Annotated in this window: 22 protein-coding genes; 9 read left to right on the top strand and 13 right to left on the bottom strand. The window is 65.0% G+C overall.

What is annotated here, in order from left to right; all coding sequences use genetic code 11:
* Positions 1–570 (top strand): 3-hydroxybutyrate dehydrogenase (locus tag BT264_RS36210; protein WP_072445378.1); only part of this gene is annotated, 570 nt, incomplete at its 5' end.
* 136 nt (positions 571–706) lie between these two features.
* Here BT264_RS36210 and BT264_RS36205 read toward each other — a convergent pair.
* Entirely contained in the window at positions 707–1,906 is a 1,200-nt protein-coding gene (locus BT264_RS36205; protein WP_072445377.1) for an amino acid aminotransferase, read from the bottom strand.
* Between the two features lie 251 nt (positions 1,907–2,157).
* Here BT264_RS36205 and uvrB point away from each other — a divergent pair, with 251 nt between their 5' ends.
* The 5 genes from uvrB to BT264_RS36175 all read left to right on the top strand — a co-directional run bounded on the left by uvrB (position 2,158) and on the right by BT264_RS36175 (position 7,711).
* Positions 2,158–4,248, top strand: coding sequence for an excinuclease ABC subunit UvrB (gene uvrB / locus BT264_RS36195; protein ID WP_034183483.1), 2,091 nt, complete (start codon positions 2,158–2,160; stop codon positions 4,246–4,248).
* Between the two features lie 227 nt (positions 4,249–4,475).
* Complete coding sequence (locus BT264_RS36190) at positions 4,476–5,027, top strand: iron transporter (RefSeq protein WP_072445376.1); 552 nt, start codon at positions 4,476–4,478, stop codon at positions 5,025–5,027.
* A 55-nt stretch (positions 5,028–5,082) separates the two neighbouring features.
* Positions 5,083–5,415 (top strand): cupredoxin domain-containing protein, encoded by a 333-nt coding sequence (locus tag BT264_RS36185; protein WP_072445375.1) that lies wholly within the window; start codon positions 5,083–5,085, stop codon positions 5,413–5,415.
* Positions 5,416–5,474: 59 nt separating this feature from the next.
* Complete coding sequence (locus BT264_RS36180; protein WP_072445374.1) at positions 5,475–6,317, top strand: FTR1 family iron permease; 843 nt, start codon at positions 5,475–5,477, stop codon at positions 6,315–6,317.
* Positions 6,314–7,711: a 4Fe-4S binding protein gene (locus tag BT264_RS36175; protein WP_072445373.1), complete on the top strand. Its 1,398-nt coding sequence runs from the start codon at positions 6,314–6,316 to the stop codon at positions 7,709–7,711. The genes BT264_RS36180 and BT264_RS36175 overlap by 4 nt, the downstream gene beginning before the upstream one ends.
* Before the next feature lie 313 nt (positions 7,712–8,024).
* Here BT264_RS36175 and hemP read toward each other — a convergent pair whose 3' ends face one another.
* From hemP to BT264_RS36160, 3 genes are all read right to left on the bottom strand, one after another.
* On the bottom strand, positions 8,025–8,270 hold the full coding sequence (hemP, locus tag BT264_RS36170; RefSeq protein WP_072445372.1) for a hemin uptake protein HemP: 246 nt from the start codon (positions 8,268–8,270) through the stop codon (positions 8,025–8,027).
* Between the two features lie 137 nt (positions 8,271–8,407).
* Entirely contained in the window at positions 8,408–8,890 is a 483-nt protein-coding gene (locus BT264_RS36165; RefSeq protein ID WP_034183488.1) for an SRPBCC family protein, read from the bottom strand.
* 100 nt (positions 8,891–8,990) lie between these two features.
* The gene (locus BT264_RS36160) at positions 8,991–9,863 is read right to left on the bottom strand and encodes a pirin family protein (protein WP_072445371.1); all 873 of its coding nucleotides are present in this window, start codon (positions 9,861–9,863) and stop codon (positions 8,991–8,993) included.
* Positions 9,864–9,985: 122 nt separating this feature from the next.
* Here BT264_RS36160 and BT264_RS36155 point away from each other — a divergent pair, with 122 nt between their 5' ends.
* The gene (locus tag BT264_RS36155) at positions 9,986–10,960 is read left to right on the top strand and encodes a LysR substrate-binding domain-containing protein (RefSeq protein WP_072445370.1); all 975 of its coding nucleotides are present in this window, start codon (positions 9,986–9,988) and stop codon (positions 10,958–10,960) included.
* Between the two features lie 105 nt (positions 10,961–11,065).
* Complete coding sequence (locus tag BT264_RS39465) at positions 11,066–11,311, top strand: hypothetical protein (protein ID WP_177318454.1); 246 nt, start codon at positions 11,066–11,068, stop codon at positions 11,309–11,311.
* 38 nt (positions 11,312–11,349) lie between these two features.
* Here BT264_RS39465 and BT264_RS36145 read toward each other — a convergent pair whose 3' ends face one another.
* The 9 genes from BT264_RS36145 to BT264_RS36105 form a co-directional block, all read right to left on the bottom strand.
* A complete protein-coding gene (locus tag BT264_RS36145; RefSeq protein ID WP_072445369.1) occupies positions 11,350–11,778 on the bottom strand; it encodes an ExbD/TolR family protein in 429 nt (142 codons plus the stop codon).
* 13 nt (positions 11,779–11,791) lie between these two features.
* Complete coding sequence (locus tag BT264_RS36140) at positions 11,792–12,523, bottom strand: MotA/TolQ/ExbB proton channel family protein (RefSeq protein WP_072445368.1); 732 nt, start codon at positions 12,521–12,523, stop codon at positions 11,792–11,794.
* Between the two features lie 35 nt (positions 12,524–12,558).
* Positions 12,559–13,293, bottom strand: coding sequence for an energy transducer TonB (locus BT264_RS36135; protein WP_072445367.1), 735 nt, complete (start codon positions 13,291–13,293; stop codon positions 12,559–12,561).
* Between the two features lie 218 nt (positions 13,294–13,511).
* Complete coding sequence (locus tag BT264_RS36130; protein ID WP_034183493.1) at positions 13,512–13,748, bottom strand: (2Fe-2S)-binding protein; 237 nt, start codon at positions 13,746–13,748, stop codon at positions 13,512–13,514.
* Between the two features lie 150 nt (positions 13,749–13,898).
* Positions 13,899–14,759 carry a glutamate racemase gene (murI, locus tag BT264_RS36125; RefSeq protein ID WP_072445366.1) on the bottom strand — a complete coding sequence of 287 codons (861 nt, stop codon included), beginning with the start codon at positions 14,757–14,759 and terminating at the stop codon, positions 13,899–13,901.
* A gap of 25 nt (positions 14,760–14,784) precedes the next feature.
* Positions 14,785–15,261, bottom strand: coding sequence for a bacterioferritin (gene bfr, locus BT264_RS36120; RefSeq protein WP_072445365.1), 477 nt, complete (start codon positions 15,259–15,261; stop codon positions 14,785–14,787).
* Positions 15,262–15,454: 193 nt separating this feature from the next.
* Positions 15,455–16,978, bottom strand: coding sequence for a fumarate hydratase (locus tag BT264_RS36115; protein ID WP_034183495.1), 1,524 nt, complete (start codon positions 16,976–16,978; stop codon positions 15,455–15,457).
* Positions 16,979–17,013: 35 nt separating this feature from the next.
* Positions 17,014–17,622, bottom strand: a complete 609-nt coding sequence (locus BT264_RS36110; RefSeq protein ID WP_072445364.1) for a TIGR00645 family protein — start codon at positions 17,620–17,622, stop codon at positions 17,014–17,016.
* A gap of 113 nt (positions 17,623–17,735) precedes the next feature.
* On the bottom strand, positions 17,736–18,644 hold the full coding sequence (locus tag BT264_RS36105; RefSeq protein ID WP_072445363.1) for a DMT family transporter: 909 nt from the start codon (positions 18,642–18,644) through the stop codon (positions 17,736–17,738).
* Positions 18,645–18,947: 303 nt separating this feature from the next.
* Here BT264_RS36105 and acs point away from each other — a divergent pair.
* Positions 18,948–20,811 (top strand): acetate--CoA ligase (gene acs / locus BT264_RS36095; protein ID WP_072467069.1); only part of this gene is annotated, 1,864 nt, incomplete at its 3' end.

Below are 20,811 nucleotides of genomic sequence, written 5' to 3'. Positions count from 1 at the left end.
GGCATCGACAAGGTCGCCGAAACGTTCGGCTCGGTCGACATCCTCGTGTCGAACGCGGGCATCCAGATCGTCAACCCGATCGAGAACTACGCGTTCTCCGACTGGAAGAAGATGCAGGCGATCCACGTCGACGGCGCATTCCTGACGACGAAGGCTGCGCTCAAGCACATGTACAAGGACGATCGCGGCGGCGTCGTGATCTACATGGGTTCGGTGCACTCGCACGAAGCGTCGCCGCTGAAGTCGGCATACGTGACGGCCAAGCACGGCCTGCTCGGCCTCGCACGCGTGCTCGCGAAGGAAGGCGCGAAGCACAACGTGCGCTCGCACGTCGTGTGTCCGGGCTTCGTGCGCACGCCGCTGGTCGACAAGCAGATTCCGGAGCAGGCGAAGGAGCTCGGGATCAGCGAAGAGGAAGTGGTGAAGAAGGTGATGCTCGGCAACACGGTCGACGGCGTGTTCACGACGGTGCAGGACGTCGCGCAGACGGTGCTGTTCCTGTCGGCGTTCCCGAGCGCCGCGTTGACGGGCCAGTCGTTCGTAGTCAGTCACGGCTGGTTCATGCAGTAACGCGCAGTAACGCGGGCGCGAGCGGCGTAGTCGCCCGCTGCGTCGAACGGTAAAAAAAACGCGCTCCGGGGAGCGCGTTTTTCATTTCGGCGGGGCAGGGCGGGGCCGGCGACGGCTGCAGCCTGCCGGTGCCGAGTTACTTCAGCACGGCTGCGATTGCATTGGCGACCACGTCGAGGTTGCGCGTGTTCAGCGCTGCGACGCAGATCCGGCCCGTGCCAACCGCATAGATACCGAACTCGTCGCGCAGGCGATCGACTTGCGCCGAGGTCAGGCCCGAATACGAGAACATCCCGCGCTGCGCGTTGATGAAGCTGAAGTCGCGATCGACGCCGCTCGCCTTCAGGCGCTCGACGAGGCCGTTGCGCATCGCGCGGATGCGATCGCGCATTTCACCGAGCTCCTGCACCCACGAAGCGTGCAGTTCCGGCGATGCGAGCACCGCGGCGACGACCGCACCGCCATGGGTCGGCGGGTTCGAGTAGTTCGTGCGGATCACGCGCTTCAGTTGCGACAGCACGCGCGTGGCTTCTTCCTTGCTCGACGTGATGATCGACAGCGCGCCGACGCGCTCGCCGTACAGCGAGAACGACTTCGAGAACGACGACGACACGAACGCGTTCAGGTCGGCCGCAGCAAACAGGCGTACGGCGGCCGCATCGGCCTCGATGTTCTCGCCGAAGCCCTGGTACGCCATGTCGAGGAACGGCACGAGGTTGCGCGCCTTCACGACGTCGACGATCTGTTGCCATTGCGCTTCGGTCAGGTCCACGCCGGTCGGGTTGTGGCAGCACGCGTGCAGCACGACGACCGTGCCTGCCGCATAGCCGTTCAGCGCCGACAGCATGCCTTCGAAGTTCACGCCGTTGGTGGCGGCGTCGTAATACGGGTACGCGACGACTTCGAAGCCGGCCGCTTCGAACAGCGCGCGGTGGTTTTCCCAGCTCGGATCGCTGATTGCGACTTTCACGTTCGGGTTCACGGTGCGAAGGAAATCGGCGCCGATCTTCAGTGCGCCCGTGCCGCCCAGTGCCTGGGCCGTGACCACGCGGCCCGCTGCGATCAGCGGCGAATCGTTGCCGAGCAGCAGCTTCTGCACGGCCGCATCGTAGGCGGCGATCCCGTCGATCGGCAGGTAGCCGCGCGGCAGGCCGGCCTCGACACGCACCTTCTCTGCTTCGCGAACCGCGCGCAGCAGCGGAATCTTGCCTTCTTCGTTCGTGTACACACCGACGCCGAGGTTGACCTTGGTCGGACGCGCATCGGCGTTGAAGGCTTCGTTCAGGCCCAGGATCGGGTCGCGGGGAGCAAGCTGGACAGCGGAGAAGAGCGACATGATGATTCGGCAGTAGTGAAAAGAGGGTCAGGCTTTCAGCCGGCGGGGCGGGCGCAGCGAACCGCGCGCCAACGGGCGCGACGCCGGAAAGCGCAGCAGCCTGCCATTGTAGCGAATTCGCGCTGGCGGGGGCGGGCGATTCGGCGGTGAATCGCGATTTCGGGCGGCCGTCGCGCGTCAGGAGCCGACAGCAGTTCGCGCGGCCGCGAAGCGCTAGAATGCTTTCTTTGCCCTCGCTCCGGCCGCATTCCATGTCCGAACATCATGCCGAAGTCGGCGACGCGCTCGACGAATCCAAATTCGTCACCTTCGAAGGGTCGCCGTTCCAGCTGTATCAACCGTATCCGCCCGCAGGCGACCAGCCGACCGCGATCGACACGCTCGTCGAAGGCATCGGCGACGGCCTTGCCTTCCAGACGCTGCTCGGCGTGACGGGTTCGGGCAAGACCTTCACGATGGCGAACACGATCGCGCGGCTCGGCCGCCCGGCGATCGTGTTTGCGCCGAACAAGACGCTCGCGGCACAGCTCTATGCCGAGTTCCGCGAGTTCTTCCCGCGCAACGCGGTCGAGTACTTCGTCTCGTACTACGACTACTACCAGCCTGAGGCCTACGTGCCGCAGCGCGACCTGTTCATCGAGAAGGATTCGTCGATCAACGAGCACATCGAGCAGATGCGGCTGTCGGCGACGAAGAGCCTGATGGAGCGCCGCGACGTGGTGATCGTCGCGACGGTGTCGGCGATCTACGGTATCGGCAACCCGTCCGAATATCACCAGATGATCCTGACGCTGCGCACCGGCGACAAGCTCGGCCAGCGCGACGTGATCGCGCGGCTGATCGCGATGCAATACACGCGCAACGAGCAGGATTTCCAGCGCGGCACGTTCCGCGTGCGCGGCGACACGATCGACATCTTCCCGGCCGAACATGCGGAAATGGCCGTGCGCGTCGAGCTGTTCGACGACGAGGTCGAGACGCTGCATCTGTTCGACCCGCTGACCGGGCGCGTGCGGCAGAAGATTCCGCGCTTCACCGTGTATCCGTCGTCGCACTATGTGACGCCGCGCGACACCGTGATGCGAGCGGTCGAGACGATCAAGGACGAATTGCGCGAACGCCTCGAGTTCTTCCACCGCGACGGCAAGCTCGTCGAGGCGCAGCGTCTCGAGCAGCGCACGCGCTTCGATCTCGAGATGCTGCAGGAGCTCGGCTTCTGCAAGGGCATCGAGAACTACTCGCGGCATTTCTCGGGCGCGGCGCCCGGCGAGCCGCCGCCGACGCTCGTCGACTACCTGCCGCCCGATGCGCTGATGCTGCTCGACGAATCGCACGTGCTGATCGGCCAGTTGAACGGCATGTACAACGGCGACCGCGCGCGCAAGGAAAACCTCGTCAATTACGGGTTTCGCCTGCCGTCGGCGCTCGACAACCGGCCGCTCAAGTTCCCCGAGTTCGAACGCAAGATGCGTCAGGTCGTGTTCGTGTCGGCCACGCCGGCCGACTACGAGAAGCGCGTGACGGGGCAGGTCGCCGAACAGGTCGTGCGGCCGACGGGGCTTGTCGATCCGGAAATCGAAGTGCGGCCGGCGAGCTCGCAGGTCGACGACGTGCTGACCGAGATCAACGCGCGCGTGAAGGCCGGCGAGCGCGTGCTGATCACCGTGCTGACGAAGCGCATGGCCGAACAGCTCACCGAATTTCTGGCCGACCATGGTGTCAAGGTGCGCTACCTGCACAGCGACATCGACACGGTCGAGCGTGTCGAGATCATCCGCGACCTGCGGCTCGGCACGTTCGACGTGCTGGTCGGGATCAACCTGTTGCGCGAGGGTCTGGACATTCCCGAAGTGTCGCTCGTCGCGATCCTCGATGCGGACAAGGAGGGCTTCCTGCGCGCCGAGCGCTCGCTGATCCAGACGATCGGCCGCGCCGCGCGGAACGTGAACGGCAAGGCGATTCTCTATGCCGACACGATGACCGAGTCGATGAAGCGCGCGATCGGCGAAACCGAGCGCCGCCGCGCGAAGCAGATCGCGCACAACGAGAAAATGGGCATCACGCCGCGCGGCGTCGTGAAGCGCATCAAGGACATCATCGACGGCGTCTACAACGCGGACGAGGCGCGCGCGGAGCTGAAGGAAGCGCAGCAGCGCGCGAAATTCGAGGACATGTCGGAAAAGCAGCTCGCGAAGGAAATCAAGCGTCTCGAGAAGCAGATGGCCGACTACGCGAAGAACCTCGAATTCGAGAAGGCCGCCGCGACGCGCGACCAGCTTGCGCTGTTGCGCGAGCGCGTGTTCGGCGCGAACGTCGGCGACCACATCAGCGGCGGCCGGTAAATCTTTCCAAACGTCACCAAAACCTGTCAGTAACCGGTCTGTAAGCCTTGTCGAATCAGGGGTTTACGCGGTATCCGGTTTGTTCCGAAACAGGTTCGGTGCTAAACTCCACAATTATTGAGAATTGTTCGCATTAACGTTCTTCATTGCGTTAGTGTTTTCAGCGAGCCGCCCCGGCGGCGGCCCGCATGTCGTCAAGATAGTCAGACAAATAACAAGGAGTGTCCATGTTGGGTTCTTCGTTCATCCGCACGACGGTTGCGGTAGCAGCGGCGCTTGCCGCGATGTCGGCCTCGGCTGCCGAATATCCGATCGGCAAGCAGCAGATCCAGGGCGGCATGGAAATCGGCGCGGTGTACCTGCAGCCGATCACGATGGACCCGGAAGGGATGATGCGCAAGGCGTCGGATTCCGACATCCACCTCGAGGCCGACATCCATGCGGTCAAGAACAACCCGACGGGTTTCGCCGAAGGCGACTGGATGCCGTATCTGCAGGTCACGTACAAGCTGACGAAGCAGGGCGACACGAAGTGGAAGTCTGAAGGCGACCTGATGGGCATGGTCGCGAGCGACGGTCCGCACTATGGCGACAATGTGAAGCTGAACGGCCCGGGCAAGTACCACCTGACGATGGTCGTCAAGCCGCCGATGCAGTCGGGCCACATGGCGTTCGGCCGTCACGTCGACAAGGAAACGGGCGTGGGCGCATGGTTCAAGCCCGTTACGCTCGAGTACGACTTCCCGTTCGCCGGTATCGGCAAGAAGGGTGGTTACTGATCGGCGGCATCACGAACGGCGCGCTTCGGCGCGCCGTCGGCGTAGAGAACCCAGAATGAAAATTCCCCAGAAAATCATCGCCGCAGCCGCTGCGTTGTGGCTTGCCGGCGCGGCGCACGCCGCCGATCTGCCGACGTTCAAGCTCGAGATGGCGGATGGCAAGCTGAATCCTGCCCGCATCGAAGTGCCGGCCGGCCAGCGTTTCAAGATCGAGATCAAGAACACCGGCAAGGGCGCCGCCGAATTCGAGAGCGTGCAACTGCGCAAGGAGAAGGTGCTTGCGCCGGGCGCTGATTCGTTCGTGGTCGTCGCTCCGCTGTCGCCGGGCGAATACAAGTTTTTCGACGATTTCCACCAGCAGGCGCAGGGCGTGATCGTCGCGAAGTAACGCGTTTTATCTGCGTGCGGGCACGCTATATCCGTTGCCCCGCGCGTCAGGAGGTATCGATGGGTCAGATCTTGTTCATCGTCTGGCGAGAGAGCGTCGAAGCGCTGCTCGTTGTCGGCATTCTCTATGCATGGCTGAAAAACGGCGACGACGACGCGCGCCGCGGCCTGCCTTTTCTCTGGGCCGGCGTCGGTGTCGGCTTGCTGATGGCGGTCGGCCTTGGTGCCGCGCTGGTCGGTTTCACCGAGGTGCTGTCCGGCGACGCGCAGGACTACTTCCAGACTGCGATGGTGCTGATCGCATGCGTGCTGATCGTGCAGATGGTGCTGTGGATGCGCCGACACGGCCGCACGCTGAAGCGCGACATGGAGCAATCGCTGCAGCAGAGCACGCGCGATTCGAACTGGTGGGGCGTCGCCGTGCTGGTCGCGCTCGCGATCGCACGCGAAGGCAGCGAGACGGTGATCTTCCTGTACGGTCTCGGGTTCGGCCAGTCGGGCCACGTCGACGGCAACCAGATGCTCGCGGTGCTGATCGGCCTCGGCCTCGCGTTCTTCACGTTCTATTTGCTGCAGCTCGGCGGCAAATACTTCTCGTGGCGGCATTTCTTCCGCGTCACCGAAGTGATGCTGCTGTTCCTCGGCGCGGGCCTGTTCCAGACCGGCGTCGACAAGCTGATCGACAAGGAAATCCTGCCGCTCGGCATCTCGCAGGTGTGGGACACGTCCGCGATCCTCGATGATTCGGGCACGTTCGGCTCGCTCGTCGCGACGCTGACCGGCTATCGCGCGCACCCGGCACTGACCAACCTGGTCGCCTATGCGGTGTACTGGGCGGTTGTCTGGCTGCTGATGAAGCGCGCGAGCCGTCGTCCGGCCGTTGCAGCGGGCCGCACGGCATGAGCGTTGTCGCCGCAGCCAAGCCGGGCTGGCTCGCGCAGGCCGGCCAGTGGATGCAGCGCCACGGTGCGCTGATCCGCGGCATCCAGTGGGGCATCGTCGCCGTCTACGCGTTCCTGATCATCGTGCCGGCGGTGTTGCCGCTGCCGGACGATTCCGCACATCTATGGAACAACCTCACGCTGATCGCGCAATTCGCGTTCTGGGGCATCTGGTGGCCGTTCGTGCTGCTGTCGATGGTGATGCTCGGCCGCGTCTGGTGCGGCGTGCTGTGCCCGGAAGGCGCCCTCACCGAATACGCGAGCAAGTTCGGCCGCGGCGGCCCGATTCCGCGCTGGATACGGTGGGGCGGCTGGCCGTTCGTCGCGTTCGGGATCACGACGATCTACGGGCAGATGGTGAGCGTGTACCAGTACCCGCTCGCGGTGTTGTTCGTGCTCGGCGGCTCGACCGTCGGCGCGATCGTGATCGGTGTGCTGTACGGCCGCGAGAAGCGCGTGTGGTGCAAGTACCTGTGTCCGGTCAACGGCGTATTCGGGCTGCTCGCGCGGCTCGCGCCGATGCGCTACAAGGTCGACGAGGATGCGTGGCGCCGTTCGTACAAGAATGGCGAGCATGGCCATCGCGTGATTCCGATCAACTGCGCGCCGCTCGTGCCGTTGCGCAGCATGAAGGGCGCCGCGGCGTGCCATATGTGCGGCCGCTGCAGCGGGCACCGCGATGCGATCTCGCTGTCGTCGCGCTCGCCGTCCGACGAGGTCGTGAACCTTGGCGCGCAGCAGGCGAATCCGTGGGATACCGCGCTGATCCTGTACGGCCTGCTCGGGGTCGCGATCGGCGCGTTCCACTGGACCGTCAGTCCGTGGTTCGTGCAGATCAAGCAATGGCTCGCGGGCTGGCTGATCGACCGTGACATCACCTGGCCGCTCGAAACCAATGCGCCCTGGTTCCTGCTCACGCATTATCCGGATCGCAACGACGTGTTCTCCTGGCTCGACGGCGGGCTGATCGTCAGCTATATCGTCGGCACGGGGCTCGTGTACGGCACGGCGCTGCTGGTGCTGTTGGCCGGCGCCACGCTGATGCTCGGCCGTTTCGATCGCGTGCGGCTGCATCATCTCGCGCAGGCGCTGATCCCGATCGCGGGCGCGGGCGTGTTCCTCGGGTTGTCGGCAACGACGTTGTCGTTGCTGCGCGCCGAACACGTACCGCTCGGCTGGGCGACCGACGTGCGCATCGCGATCCTGGTCGGCGCCAACGCATGGAGTGCGTGGCTCGCGTGGAAAGTGACCGGGCGTTATGCGGCCTGGCCGCGCCGGCTCGCGGCATTCGCGTGGTTCGCCGTCGGGCTTGCGGTCGTCGACAGCGCATGGTGGTTGATGTTCTGGGGGTTCTGAAGCGGCTTGTGTGCGGCTTCGGCTGCGGTGCGAAGCCGCGAGGAAACAAGCGCGGTTCAGCTTTCAGCATGCATTGAGCGACAACGAACGCGGGCGGCCTGCTTCACGCATTGGCTGCTCAAACAAAAAAGCGACACGTCCTTCGACGTGTCGCTTTTTTTCTTCCTTGTGCGAGAACCAAAAAAGTGGCTTGGCTTGCTGCAACGGCTGCTTGAGTGTGTTTGCACGAAGGGGTCTAGATCTCGCGTGCAAGCCGTTACGCTGGCTAATGCCCAACACCTCTCAGGGAGGTGGTCCCCACAATACTCGGTCGTTACTTCGTCAGGATCAGTTTGCCGAGCCGTGTGGCACGCAACTGATAGGTCTCTCCGTTATGCGCGATGCTGATGTGGCTGTGGCCTTGCAGCAGCGCATCGCTGCTGACGACCCGCGTGCCTGCATCGCGGTTGCCGGCGGGTTTCGCCGGCGTCGTGACCGCTGCCGTCTTTTGACGGCTGCTGCCTGTGGTGCCGGTCGTGCGGCGCAAGGTCAGCGTGGTCGGGCGCATGGTGTCGGTCATTCGGTTGATCGGTGACTGTCGATACGATGGAATGAATTCTAAATGATAACTATTCCCATTTACAAAAACTCTTTATCGATCGGAACGGTGAACTTGATAGCTTGAATCAAAGGGCGGCCGGCAGGCCGCCACCGGGTTCAATGCAGTGGATCGGGGTCCTTGCGGCCCTGTGCGTACTCACGGATCAGGCGGACCGTGTCGATATCCGACGTGCGGTACGCTTCCTTGACGATTCCGTGCGTCTGCCGAGCTTCTTCGCTGTCGTCCGAGACGGTCAGCGTCGTGCGGTATTCGAAACGCAGGAACAGCTCGTGGTCTTCGCGCTCCTCGATCGTCATCGTCAGCGAGCCGCCGATCTCGCCATCGGCCGCGCGGATGTCGTAGCGGACCTGCTGGTTCGGCGTGAACGTGACGTGGTCGCGAACGGTCGCGTGGCCGTAGTGCAGTTCACGTTCGAGCGTCGTTTCCGTCCGTTCGTGGACGACGCAGCTATCGAGGCCGAGCACGAACAGCTGCGGCTGTTCGGCGCGCAGCACGAGGCCTTCCCAGAGCTGGTCGCGGGTGAGGGTCGGCACGGCCGGATCGTCGGAGTTGATCTGGATCAGGTGTTCGAAGTTCAAGGGTACGGATTCCTTCTGGTGGTGGGCGGCCACATGGTTCAAGAAGTTATTGTGACGCAAAACCATCCGTTTCGCGGCACCTGCCGCCCCCGATCGGGCGTCAGGCTTCGATGCGACCCATGCGGCCGGTCTGGTAGTCGACGACGGCCTGCCGGATCTCTTCCTCGGTATTCATCACGAACGGGCCGTAGCGGACGATCGGCTCGTTGAGCGGCACGCCGCCGATCAGCAGCAGATCGAGCGGCCCGTCGCCGGCGGTGAACGTGACCGTGTCGCCGTCGTCGCCGTAGACGATCATGTGCCGTGCGTCGACAGACTGCCTGTCGGGCCCGTAGAGGCCCGTTCCGTCGATCGGATAGGCAAACACGCGATAGCCGGCCGGCACGGGCTGCGTGACCGTCGCACCGGGTTCCAGCGTGAAATGCTGGTAGAGGATCGGCGTGCGCGTCTCGATCGCGGCCCGGACGCCGAACGCTTCGCCGGCGATGACGCGCACGCGCGCGCGGCCGTCCGGCGACGTCGCGCTCGGAATGCGGTCGGCCGGAATCTCCTGATAGCGCGGCGCGATCATCTTGTCGCGGCGCGGCAGGTTGACCCATAGCTGGAAGCCGTGGGAGCGGCCGCCCTCCTGCGCGAACGCCGGATCGGGCATCTCGCTGTGCACGACGCCCGAGCCGGCCGTCATCCACTGCACGTCGCCGGGGCCGAGCGTGCCGGCATGGCCGGACGAGTCGCGATGGCGGAAACGCCCGTCGAGTGCGTAGGTCACGGTTTCGAAGCCGCGATGCGGATGGTCGGGCGCGCCCACGGCTTCGCCGGGGGCGTAATCGACGGGCCCCATTTCGTCGAGCAGCAGGAACGGATCGAAATCCATCAGCAGCCGGGTCGGGAACGGGCGGTGAACCACGAAGCCGCCGCCTTCGGTCGTGCGAAGCGCGGGGTATGTGCGGTCAAGCGAGCGAGCGGTCGTCATACGGAAGCCCTCGAAATCATCGGAATAGCGTTATTTTTGAAACATAGCGCTATTATATTGGGCGTTTAACCGTTCGATTTGCGGCGGTTCGCAATGGATTGTTCTGAAATTGGAACGATGACATGAATATCGATGCGCATAACCTGAACGACCTGATGTACTTTTCGCAGGTCGTCGAACATGGCGGTTTCTCGGCTGCGGAGCGCGTGCTGGGCATCTCGAAATCGCGCCTGTCGCGGCGCCTGACCGAGCTCGAGGCGGCGCTCGGCGTGCGCCTGCTGCAGCGCTCGACGCGCAAGCTCGCGCTGACCGAGGCGGGAGAGCTGTTCTACCAGCATTGCCAGGCGATGCTCGCCGAAGCACGGGCCGCGATGAACGCGGTGCAGCAGTTGCGCGCGTCGCCGCGCGGCTCGGTGCGTGTCAGCGTGCCCGTCACGCTGTCGCAGACGATGTTGTCGCGCATCCTGCCCGAATTCCTGCGCCGCTATCCCGAGGTGAAGGTGCACGTCCGCGTGACGAACCGCGTGATCGACCTGTTCGAGGATTCGGTCGACGTCGCGCTGCGAGTTCGCTCGGAGCCGCCGCAGAACGCCAACATCGTCGTGCGGCCGCTGTGGCGCACCGAGCAGATGCTGGTCGGCGCGCCGAGCCTGCTGAGCCAGAATGCGCCGCCGCTGGTGCCGGACGACCTGACTTACTTCGAGACGCTCGATACGCCGAGCGTCGACGGGCGGCATGTGTTCAACCTGATCGCGCCGGACGGTACGCGTCATGTGCACGAGCACGACCCGCGGCTCGTGACGGCCGACCTGATGACGATCCGCGAGGCCGTGCTCGACGGCCTCGGCATCGCGGCGCTGCCGGAGATGATGTACGGCAACGCGCTGCGCGCGGGCCAACTGTCGCCCGTGATGCCGGGCTGGACGCTGCCGGTGCCGCAACTGTACGCGGTGTTCGTGTCGCGGCAGGGGATGCCGCCCGCAGTGCGTGCGTTTGTCGACTACCTGGTCGAGAAGCTCGATCACGGCGCCTACAAGGAGCCGGGTTGCCCCGAGCGCGCAAAGAAGGAAGCGGCGGCCGATGCTTCGGCGACCTGAACACGACGCGCACGACGAGGCAAATTTGTTTTGTCATTGAAGCGTCGCCGGCAATCGCAAGTTTCAATCGCCGGAACCTTGAATGCGCGGGCGGGCGAGCCTATATTGAAATCCCATTTCGTGAAGGAAGTTTCTGAGCGAAATCAGGTGGCCGCATATATTGCGAGCCAGATAGGGCAGAACGCGCAGTCCGTGCAGACCACGGTAGCCGCATTTGCGTTGCTCGAGGCGCAACCGATACCGCCGAAGAGCCCGCCGCCCGAAGGCGCCCGCGTGCGCATGAAAAAAGGCCTTCATCTGGCGATGAAGGCCTTTTACTTTGGGGACGCCCGGTTAGGGGCATCCGGCTAGCTAGGTGCACCCCGTGCGAGGTGCGAAACGCGTGTGTGTTACTTCGCTTTCGCGCCCGGCTCCGTCACGAAGCCGAGCTTCGTCAGGCCGCCGGCCTGCGCATCCGACATCACTTCGGCCACATGTTCGTATGCAACCTTGCGGTCCGCACGCAGGTGCAACTCCGGCTGCGGCGTGCGTTTCGCCGCTTCCGCGATGCGCGCCTGGAACTGTTCGCGCGTGACCGTGTGGTCGTCCCACAGGATCGTGCCGTCGCCCTGGATCGCGACGTCGACCGTCTGCGGCTTTTCGTCGACGGGCTGGCTGCTGGCATGCGGCAGGTCGATCTTCACCGCATGCTGCATCGCCGGGATCGTCACGAGGAAAATGATAAGGAGTACGAGCATGACGTCGACGAGCGGCGTCATGTTGATCTCGCTCATCACGGCATCGTCGTCATCGTCGCTGAAACCGGTGTTCATTGCCATGGTTCACCTCGCCTCAGCTGGCGCGCGTCGCGAGACGCAGGCCGTCGCGCGTCGACGACGATGCGAGGCTCGCGCCCGTCACGAAGTATGCGTGCAGGCCGTGCGCGAAGCGGCGCAGCTTGCTGACGACACCCTTGTTCGCGCGGGTCAGTGCGTTGTAGCCGAGCACGGCCGGGATCGCGACGAACAGGCCGAAGGCCGTCATGATCAGCGATTCGCCGACCGGGCCCGCGACCTGGTCGATCGACGTCTGGCCGGTTGCGCCGATCGCGAGCAGTGCGTGATAGATCCCCCAGACCGTGCCGAACAGGCCGACGAACGGTGCCGTGCTGCCGATCGATGCGAGGATCGCGAGACCGCTCTGCATGCGCGAGATGCCTTCGTCCATCGTGTCCTTCAGGCAGCGCGTGATCCAGTCCGACACATCCATGCGGTCGTGCAGGTGCGGTTGCGTCTGGTGGTGGTGATCGGCGGCTTCCTTGCCCGACAGCGCGAGTGCGAGGAACGGGTTGTCGTTCGGCGTCGATGCGGCGAGGCCGAGCTTCTTGACGCCGTCGTCGAAATTGTCCGAATGCCAGAACGCCTGTTCGGCGTTCTTCGTGAGGCGGTTCAGGCGAATCACGTTCCAGCCCTTGATGACGATCACGATCCACGACAGGACCGACATCACGAGCAGCGTGATCGCGATGGCGCGCGTGACGAAATCCCCTTGCGCCCAGACGTGCGCGATACCGTAGCTTTGCATTTCTTGTTTCCTTTGAATCTTCCGGATGAGGCAGGTTAGTCGGTGAGCCCGAAGCTGTAGGGCTGTGTGCGGGCGGCGCGGATCGCCTGGCCGTTCTCGATGTACGGACGGCACGTGGTGGCGTTCATCGCTTCGACGGCCGCATCGTCAAGGCGCTGATAGCCGCTGCTCTTCGCCACGGTGACGCTTTCGACCTTGCCGGTCACGCCGACGACGAAGTGAACGTAGGCCGTACCCGACTCGCCGCGGCGGCGCGACATCGACGGGTAGTCAGGCTTCACGAAGTTGCATTGGAGCGTCGGCACGTTCTTCGGCGCGCTGACTTGCATCGTCTCGCGAGCCGGGCCGGGCGCGGCGGCCGGTGCTGCGGGAGCGGGCGCGGCCGGAGCGGGCGTCGGATCGGCGGCTGCCGGCGCAGGTGTCGGCGACGGGGCCGGCGATTGCGTAACCGGCTGAGGCGTCGGCTTTGCCGCTTTCGGCACCGGCTTCGGCTCGACCTTCGGCTTCACGCGCGGCACCGGCTTCGGCGGTGCCGGTTGCGGGATCGATTCGGCCGCGACCTGCTGAGCGATCGGTGCGGGCGTGATGAGTTGCGCGGTGATCGTCTGGACCTCGACCGATTTCGGCGGCGGTGCGTTGCGATGCAGCCAGGCGGCCGCCAGCATGACCGCGTGTACGGCAAGCACGCCGACCGCGACGACGATCACTCGGGGATTCATACGTGGTGCAGCCGGCAAGACGCCGGCAGGAGCGGAATGCGAAGCCTGCATGTTAGCTTGAAAGAACGATGTCGCACCCGGGGCGCGGCGGGTGAATCGGCATCACTTGCGGAAGATCAGCAGCGAGATGCAAACGGTGGTCACGAATCCGATCAGCAATTCCATCACAGGCTCCTTGGCAGGTAAGCCGCTGGCTCGCGTAGACGGTGGCTTGCTGACGGTCGAAACAAAAAATGCGGCCGGGGCCGCATGCGCACACTCGGCGTCGGTCAGGCGGCCTTGCGTTCGTAGAACGTGACCGGGATCGGGTGAGCGTGATGCTCGACACCGCACCGGCTCGCGCAGACGCCTTGCTCGGCCATGAGGTCGCGTACGGACTCCTCGCACTTGCCGCAGCACGTGGCCACGCCGAGCTCGAACTGGAGTTCGTCGAAAGAGTTCGCGCCCTCCGCGAGGGACGCGCGAATCTTGCGATCGGAAACAGACTTGCACACGCAGACGATCATGATGAGTTGCGATAGCTAACGTTAATGCGAATTATTATCATTAATTTTGCGGGCGTTGACAAGTCCGGGTCGGGCTTTTTTTAAGGTCATCGGACCCTTGAAACGGCGGGGGCGGTGCGGCCGCGTCGGGAGAGGGCGTGCCGGCCCGCGTCAGGCGGTCGCGTAGGCGCGCGCGTTCGGCGAGGAAATGGTGACGGACTCGACCGGCGCATCGAGGCCGAGCAGCGTCGACGCGAGTGCCTGCAATTGCCGGCCGTCGCCGGTCGAACAGAAGCGGGGCGAGGCGACGGGCGTGCCGTCGGGCGCACGCAGGCCGTGCTGGTCGAGCACGCGCGCGAGCTGGAGCGCGATCGCGTCGCTCGTGTCGATGATCGCCATGCGGTCGCCGACAATGTCACGAATCGTTGCGGTGAGAAACGGGTAGTGCGTGCAGCCGAGGACGACCGTGTCGGCGCCGTCGTCCAGCATCGGTTGCAGATAGCTGTCGAGCAGCGCGCGCAGCGCGGGCGAACCCGTGTCGCCGCTCTCGATTGCCTGCACGAGCCCGTGCCCCGGCTGGCAGATGAAGCGGCAACCGGCGCCATGACGTTCGAGCAGCGCCTGGAAGCGCGCGCTGCGCAGCGTCGCCTGGGTGGCGAGCACGCCGGCGACGCCGCTCGCGGACTGCCGGACGGCCGGCTTGATGCCCGGCTCGACGCCGACGAGCGGGATCGCGAGATGCTCGCGTACCGCCGCGATCGACTGGGCGGTGGCCGTATTGCAGGCGACGACGAGCGCCTTCGCGCCCTGACGGACAAACCATTCGCCGATCGCGAGCGTGCGCTCGGTGATGAATGCGTCGTCGCGTTCGCCGTACGGGATGTAGCGCGTATCGGCCGTATAGACGAACGATTCGCCGGGCAGGTGCGCGCGCACGGCGCGCAGCACCGACAGGCCGCCGAGCCCCGAATCGAAGATTCCGACAGGGGCGGCGTGCATCGCGGGAGCGGCTGGCTGGTTCGTTATTGTCATGCGGACGGCGCGGCGTGCAGGGCGATTACTCGACCGAACCCATCATCGTTTGCTGGTAGTTCTGCAGGCCGACCTTGCCGATCAGGTCGATCTGCGTTTCCAGCCAGTCGATATGCTCTTCGGTGTCGTCGAGGATTTTTTCGAAGATCTCGCGCGACACATAGTCGCGAACCGATTCGCAGTAGGCGATCGCTTCCTTGCACGTGGCCTGCGAGATTTGCTCGAGCTTCAGGTCGCACTTCAGGATTTCTTCGGTTTCCTCGCCGACGAGCAGCTTGTGCAGGTCCTGCAGGTTCGGCAGGCCGTCGAGCATGAACACGCGCTCGATCAGCCAGTCGGCGTGCTTCATTTCGCCGATCGACTCGTCGTACTCGTGCTTGCCGAGCTTGTCGAGGCCCCAATGCTTGTACATGCGCGCATGCAGGAAGTACTGGTTGATCGCCGTGAGTTCATTCTTCAGTTGGGCGTTCAGATATTCGATGACTTTCTTGTCGCCTTGCATGGCTGTTCCTTGTTCAGTGGGGCTTCAGAAACCGAACGATAATCGCTCGAACGAGAAAAGCCAAGCCTCGAAGCCTTGTCGGGCCTGCCTTTTGCGTGTAATGAGAATCAGCCTTGAAGAACCGGCTGCACACGATAATGAGAACGGGAAGCAAAAAGGCCGGACTCCCGTCCGGCCTTTCGTGCGATCGCGCTTAAGCGGCTGCGACCGGGATCTTGCCGATCTTCGCCTGCCACTCCTTCGGACCGGTCTGGTGCACCGACGTGCCCGACGAATCGACGGCGACCGTCACCGGCATGTCCTGCACGTCGAATTCGTAGATCGCTTCCATGCCGAGGTCTTCGAATGCGAGCACCTTCGCGCCGCGGATCGCCTTCGACACGAGGTAGGCCGCACCGCCGACCGCCATCAGGTAGGCCGCCTTGTGCTTCTTGATCGCGTCGATCGCGACCGGGCCGCGCTCGGCCTTGCCGACCATCGAGATCAGGCCCGTTTGCGCGAGCATCGTCTCGGTGAACTTGTCCATGCGCGTGGCCGTCGTCGGGCCGGCCGGACCGACCACTTCGTCGCGCACCGGATCGACCGGGCCGACGTAGTAGATCACGCGGTTCGTGAAGTCGACCGGCAGCTTCTCGCCCTTCGCGAGCATGTCGGCGATGCGCTTGTGCGCGGCGTCGCGGCCGGTGAGCATCTTGCCCGACAGCAGCAGCGTCTGGCCCGGCGTCCAGCTCGCGACTTCTTCCGGCGTCAGCGTGTTCAGGTCGACGCGCTTGCTGGTTTCCGTGTTCGGTTCCCACTGGACCTTCGGCCAGGCGTCGAGCGACGGTGCTTCGAGCTTGGCCGGGCCCGAGCCGTCGAGCACGAAGTGCGCGTGGCGCGTGGCCGCGCAGTTCGGGATCAGCGCGACCGGCTTCGATGCCGCGTGCGTCGGTGCGGCCATGATCTTCACGTCGAGCACGGTCGCCAGGCCACCGAGGCCCTGCGCGCCGATGCCGAGCGCGTTGACCTTCTCGTGCAGCTCGACGCGCAGCTCCTCGACCCAGTCCTTCGGGCCGCGCGCGATGATTTCCTGGATGTCGATCGGCTCCATCAGCGATTCCTTCGCCATCAGCATCGCCTTCTCGGCGGTGCCGCCGATGCCGATCCCGAGCATGCCGGGCGGGCACCAGCCCGCGCCCATCGTCGGGACCGTCTTCAGCACCCAGTCGACGATCGAGTCGGACGGGTTCAGCATCACGAACTTCGACTTGTTCTCCGAGCCGCCGCCCTTCGCCGCGACCTGCACGTCGACCTTGTCGCCCGGCACGATCTCGTAGTGGATCACGGCCGGCGTGTTGTCCTTCGTGTTCTTGCGGGCACCTTCCGGCGGATTGACGATCGACGCGCGCAGCACGTTGTCCGGGTGCGTGTAACCGCGGCGCACGCCTTCGTTGATCATGTCGGTGAGGCCCATCGTCGCGCCGTCCCAGCGCACGTCCATGCCGACCTTCACGAAGATCGTGACGATGCCGGTGTCCTGGCAGATCGGGCGCTTGCCTTCCGCGCACATGCGGCTGTTCGTGAGGATCTGCGCGATCGCGTCCTTCGCGGCCGGGCTCTCTTCCAGCTCGTACGCGCGGCCGAGTGCCTGGATGTAGTCGAGCGGGTGGTAGTAGCTGATGTACTGCAGCGAATCCGCGATGCTCTGGATCAGGTCTTCCTGTTTGATGACGGTCATGGCTGAGACTCTGTGAGGACAGTGGGGAATGCGTTTTATGCGTTGACGGCTGCTTCGGCCGGCTGGCGGGACGCGGCCGCGGCGGGCGCATGCGTCTCGTGGAAATGGGCCGGGTGCGTGTGGGTCGTCAGGCGGTCGACCCACGCCATCACGAGCGCCGACACGAGGAACGACACGTGGATGATCACCTGCCACATGATCGCGTGCGTCGTGTGCTGGTCGGGGTTGATGAAGGTCTTCAGCAGGTGGATCGACGAAATGCTGATCAGCGCCATCGACAGCTTGACCTTCAGCACGCCCGCGTTCACGTGGTCGAGCCATTCGGGCTCGTCGGGGTGGCCTTCGATGCCGAGGCGCGATACGAACGTTTCGTAACCGCCGACGATCACCATGATCAGCAGGTTCGAGATCATCACCACGTCGATCAGGCCGAGCACCGCGAGCATCACGCTGACTTCGTCGAGGCCGGCCGCATGCGACAGCAGGTGCCAGACTTCCTTCAGGAACAGGAACACGTAGACGGCCTGCGCGACGATCAGGCCGAGGTAAAGCGGCACCTGGAGCCAGCGGCTCATGAAAATCAGCGCGGGAAGCGGGCGAAGCGGGCGACGGGCGGGGTGGCCGGGCGAATGCGGGGCGGACATGATGGCGGTGCGGGCGCGGTGCGCAGGTATCGGGGGTGATCTTGAAAAGGCGCGCTATTGTAACGCGTCGGCCGGCGCGACTGCAGCGACGCGCCGGCACTGGCGGGGACCGATCAGGATGCGGCTGCCGGCACGCGTTTTGCGCGCAGGCTCGCGAGCACGATGCCGGCGACGACGCACGCGAGCGCGATGCCGTGCGCGAGCGTCGGGCGCTCGCCGAGGAATGCGATCCCGTACGCGGCCGCGGCGATCGGCAGTACCGCGCTGAACACGCCGGCGAGGCTGCCCGGCACGTGCCGGATGCCTTTCATCCACAACCAGAACGAGAAGATGCTGGCCGACAGGCCATACCAGACGACGAGCGCCCACGTGCCGGCCGGCACGCTTGCGTAATCGAAATGCCACAGCGCCGTCGCGCCAAGCGGCAGCATCAGGAACAGGCCGAACAGGTGCGTGTACGCACAGATGTCGATCGGTGCGAGCGTCTGCGTGAGCCGGCGCGACAGGATCACGTAGATCGATTCGCAGCACACCGCGCCGAGGATCAGCAGGTTGCCGGTCAGCGAGCCGGATGCGTCGCCGTGGGCGCCGTGTGCGGCCGCGCTGCCGTTGGCGAGGTTGATCGTCACGACGCCGGCGATCGCGAGCGCGATCGACACGAGCGCACGGCCGTTCGGTTTCTCGCGCAGGATCAGCCATGCGAACAGTGCGACGATCGCCGGGATCGTGCTCGTGATGACGCCGGCCGCCACCGCGCTCGTGCGCTGCACGCCGTTGAGCATCAGCAGCGTAAACATGAAGGTGCCGAAGAACGCCTGCAGGAACAGGTTCAGCCATTCGCCGCGCTTGACCGCGCGCATCTTCACGGGGCTGAACAGCGGCCACAGCACGGCGATCGCGATCACGAAGCGCAGCGTGGCGAGGATGGCGACGGGGACGAATGCAACGATGGATTTACCGATACCGACGTTGCTGCCGACGAACAGCATCGACAGGATGAGGAAGAGGGCGTAGCGATTCAAGCTGGAATCCGGGGGGCGAGTTCAGTTAGGATTGTAGGGTCGCGGTCGTTACAGCGCAAAGCGCCGCCCGGCGTGCGAAACGGCCATGCCGCGTAAGTGACGGGTAAGTTGGAGCGCTTATCGTGGAAATTGCCGCGCCGCACGTTCATCATCGTGTGACGTGGTGCGGTGCAGCATCGCGCGCAGCCTTCGCGGCCGCGTGCGGGTGGGTGGGAGACAGCGGCGCGGATGCGCCGGCCAAGACGCGCGGCGCGCACGATCGCGCCGCCATGCAGAGGATTCATGTTCACCAAGGGGTTGTCGATGTCTGCGATTGAATCGGTTCTTCACGAAACCCGCCAGTTTGCGCCGCCCGCGGCGCTCGAGCAGGCGGCGGCCATTTCCGGCATGCCGGCCTATCGCGCGCTCGTCGCCGAGGCCGAGCGCGATTACGAAGGCTTCTGGGCGCGTCTCGCGCGCGAGGGCCTCGCGTGGCACAAGCCGTTCACCAAGGTGCTCGACGAGAGCAACGCGCCGTTATACAAGTGGTTCGACGACGGCGAGCTCAACGCGTCGTACAACTGCCTCGACCGCCACGTCGAAGCCGGCAACGGCGAGCGTGTCGCGGTGATCTTCGAAGCCGACGACGGCACCGTCACGCGCGTCACTTATGCCGATCTGCTGGCACGCGTGTCGCGCTTCGCGAACGCGCTGAAGAAACGCGGGATCGGCAAGGGCGATCGTGTCGTCATCTACATCCCGATGTCGATCGAAGGCATCGTCGCGATGCAGGCCTGCGCGCGCATCGGCGCGACGCACTCGGTCGTGTTCGGCGGCTTCTCCGCGAAATCGCTGAACGAGCGCCTCGTCGACGTCGGCGCGGTCGCGCTCGTCACGGCCGACGAGCAGGCGCGCGGCGGCAAGACGCTGCCGCTCAAGAGCATCGCCGACGAGGCGATCGCGATGGGCGGCTGCGAAGCGGTGAAGAGCGTGATCGTCTATCGCCGCACCGGCGGCAAGATCGACTGGCATGCGGGCCGCGACCTGTGGATGCATGAGATCGTGGACGGCGAAGCCGACCGCTGCGAGCCGGAATGGGTCGGCGCCGAGCATCCGCTGTTCATCCTGTATACGTCGGGCTCGACCGGCAAGCCGAAGGGCGTGCAGCACAGCACCGGCGGCTACCTGCTGTGGGCCGCGCAGACGATGAAGTGGACCTTCGACTGGAAGCCGACCGACGTGTTCTGGTGCACGGCCGACATCGGCTGGGTCACCGGTCATACGTACATCACGTACGGCCCGCTCGCGTGCGGCGGCACGCAGGTCGTGTTCGAAGGCGTGCCGACCTACCCGGACGCCGGCCGTTTCTGGAAGATGATCGGCGACCACAAGGTCAGCGTGTTCTACACCGCGCCGACCGCGATCCGTTCGCTGATCAAGGCGGCCGACGCCGACGACAAGGTGCATCCGAAGAGCTATGACCTGTCGAGCCTGCGCATCATCGGCACGGTCGGCGAGCCGATCAATCCGGAAGCGTGGATGTGGTACCACAAGCACGTCGGCCAGGAGCGCTGCCCGATCGTCGATACGTGGTGGCAGACCGAGACGGGCGGCCACATGATCACGCCGCTGCCGGGCGCGACGCCGACGGTGCCCGGTTCGTGCACGCTGCCGCTGCCGGGCATCATGGCGGCCGTGGTCGACGAGACGGGCCAGGACGTGCCGAACGGTCAGGGCGGCATCCTCGTCGTCAAGCGCCCGTGGCCCGCGATGATCCGCACGATCTGGGGCGACCCGGAGCGTTTCAAGAAGAGTTATTACCCGGAAGAACTCGGCGGCACGCTCTATCTCGCCGGCGACGGCACCGTGCGCGACAAGGACACCGGCTACTTCACGATCATGGGCCGGATCGACGACGTGCTGAACGTGTCGGGCCACCGGCTCGGCACGATGGAGATCGAGTCGGCGCTGGTGTCGCACGAGCTGGTTGCCGAGGCGGCCGTGGTCGGCCGGCCGGACGACACGACGGGCGAGGCGGTCGTCGCATTCGTGGTGCTGAAGCGTTCGCGTCCGGAGGGCGAGGAAGCGGCGGCGCTCGCGAAGACGCTGCGCGACTGGGTCGGCAAGCAGATCGGGCCGATCGCGAAGCCGAAGGACATCCGCTTCGGCGACAACCTGCCGAAGACGC

The sequence above is a fragment of the Burkholderia sp. NFPP32 genome (assembly GCF_900119325.1).
Taxonomy (GTDB): domain Bacteria; phylum Pseudomonadota; class Gammaproteobacteria; order Burkholderiales; family Burkholderiaceae; genus Burkholderia; species Burkholderia pyrrocinia_C.
This window is presented reverse-complemented; position numbering and strand designations above follow the sequence as displayed.

Excerpts from the sequence above, each read along its gene's own strand:
- BT264_RS36205 (WP_072445377.1), bottom strand. The coding sequence starts at position 1,906 with ATGTCGCTCTTCTCCGCTGTCCAGCTTGCTCCCCGCGACCCGATCCTG.
- uvrB (WP_034183483.1), top strand. The coding sequence starts at position 2,158 with ATGTCCGAACATCATGCCGAAGTCGGCGACGCGCTCGACGAATCCAAA.
- BT264_RS36190 (WP_072445376.1), top strand. The coding sequence starts at position 4,476 with ATGTTGGGTTCTTCGTTCATCCGCACGACGGTTGCGGTAGCAGCGGCG.
- BT264_RS36185 (WP_072445375.1), top strand. The coding sequence starts at position 5,083 with ATGAAAATTCCCCAGAAAATCATCGCCGCAGCCGCTGCGTTGTGGCTT.
- BT264_RS36180 (WP_072445374.1), top strand. The coding sequence starts at position 5,475 with ATGGGTCAGATCTTGTTCATCGTCTGGCGAGAGAGCGTCGAAGCGCTG.
- BT264_RS36175 (WP_072445373.1), top strand. The coding sequence starts at position 6,314 with ATGAGCGTTGTCGCCGCAGCCAAGCCGGGCTGGCTCGCGCAGGCCGGC.
- hemP (WP_072445372.1), bottom strand. The coding sequence starts at position 8,270 with ATGACCGACACCATGCGCCCGACCACGCTGACCTTGCGCCGCACGACC.
- BT264_RS36160 (WP_072445371.1), bottom strand. The coding sequence starts at position 9,863 with ATGACGACCGCTCGCTCGCTTGACCGCACATACCCCGCGCTTCGCACG.
- BT264_RS36155 (WP_072445370.1), top strand. The coding sequence starts at position 9,986 with ATGAATATCGATGCGCATAACCTGAACGACCTGATGTACTTTTCGCAG.
- BT264_RS36145 (WP_072445369.1), bottom strand. The coding sequence starts at position 11,778 with ATGGCAATGAACACCGGTTTCAGCGACGATGACGACGATGCCGTGATG.
- BT264_RS36140 (WP_072445368.1), bottom strand. The coding sequence starts at position 12,523 with ATGCAAAGCTACGGTATCGCGCACGTCTGGGCGCAAGGGGATTTCGTC.
- BT264_RS36135 (WP_072445367.1), bottom strand. The coding sequence starts at position 13,293 with ATGCAGGCTTCGCATTCCGCTCCTGCCGGCGTCTTGCCGGCTGCACCA.
- BT264_RS36130 (WP_034183493.1), bottom strand. The coding sequence starts at position 13,748 with ATGATCGTCTGCGTGTGCAAGTCTGTTTCCGATCGCAAGATTCGCGCG.
- murI (WP_072445366.1), bottom strand. The coding sequence starts at position 14,759 with ATGACAATAACGAACCAGCCAGCCGCTCCCGCGATGCACGCCGCCCCT.
- bfr (WP_072445365.1), bottom strand. The coding sequence starts at position 15,261 with ATGCAAGGCGACAAGAAAGTCATCGAATATCTGAACGCCCAACTGAAG.
- BT264_RS36115 (WP_034183495.1), bottom strand. The coding sequence starts at position 16,978 with ATGACCGTCATCAAACAGGAAGACCTGATCCAGAGCATCGCGGATTCG.
- BT264_RS36110 (WP_072445364.1), bottom strand. The coding sequence starts at position 17,622 with ATGTCCGCCCCGCATTCGCCCGGCCACCCCGCCCGTCGCCCGCTTCGC.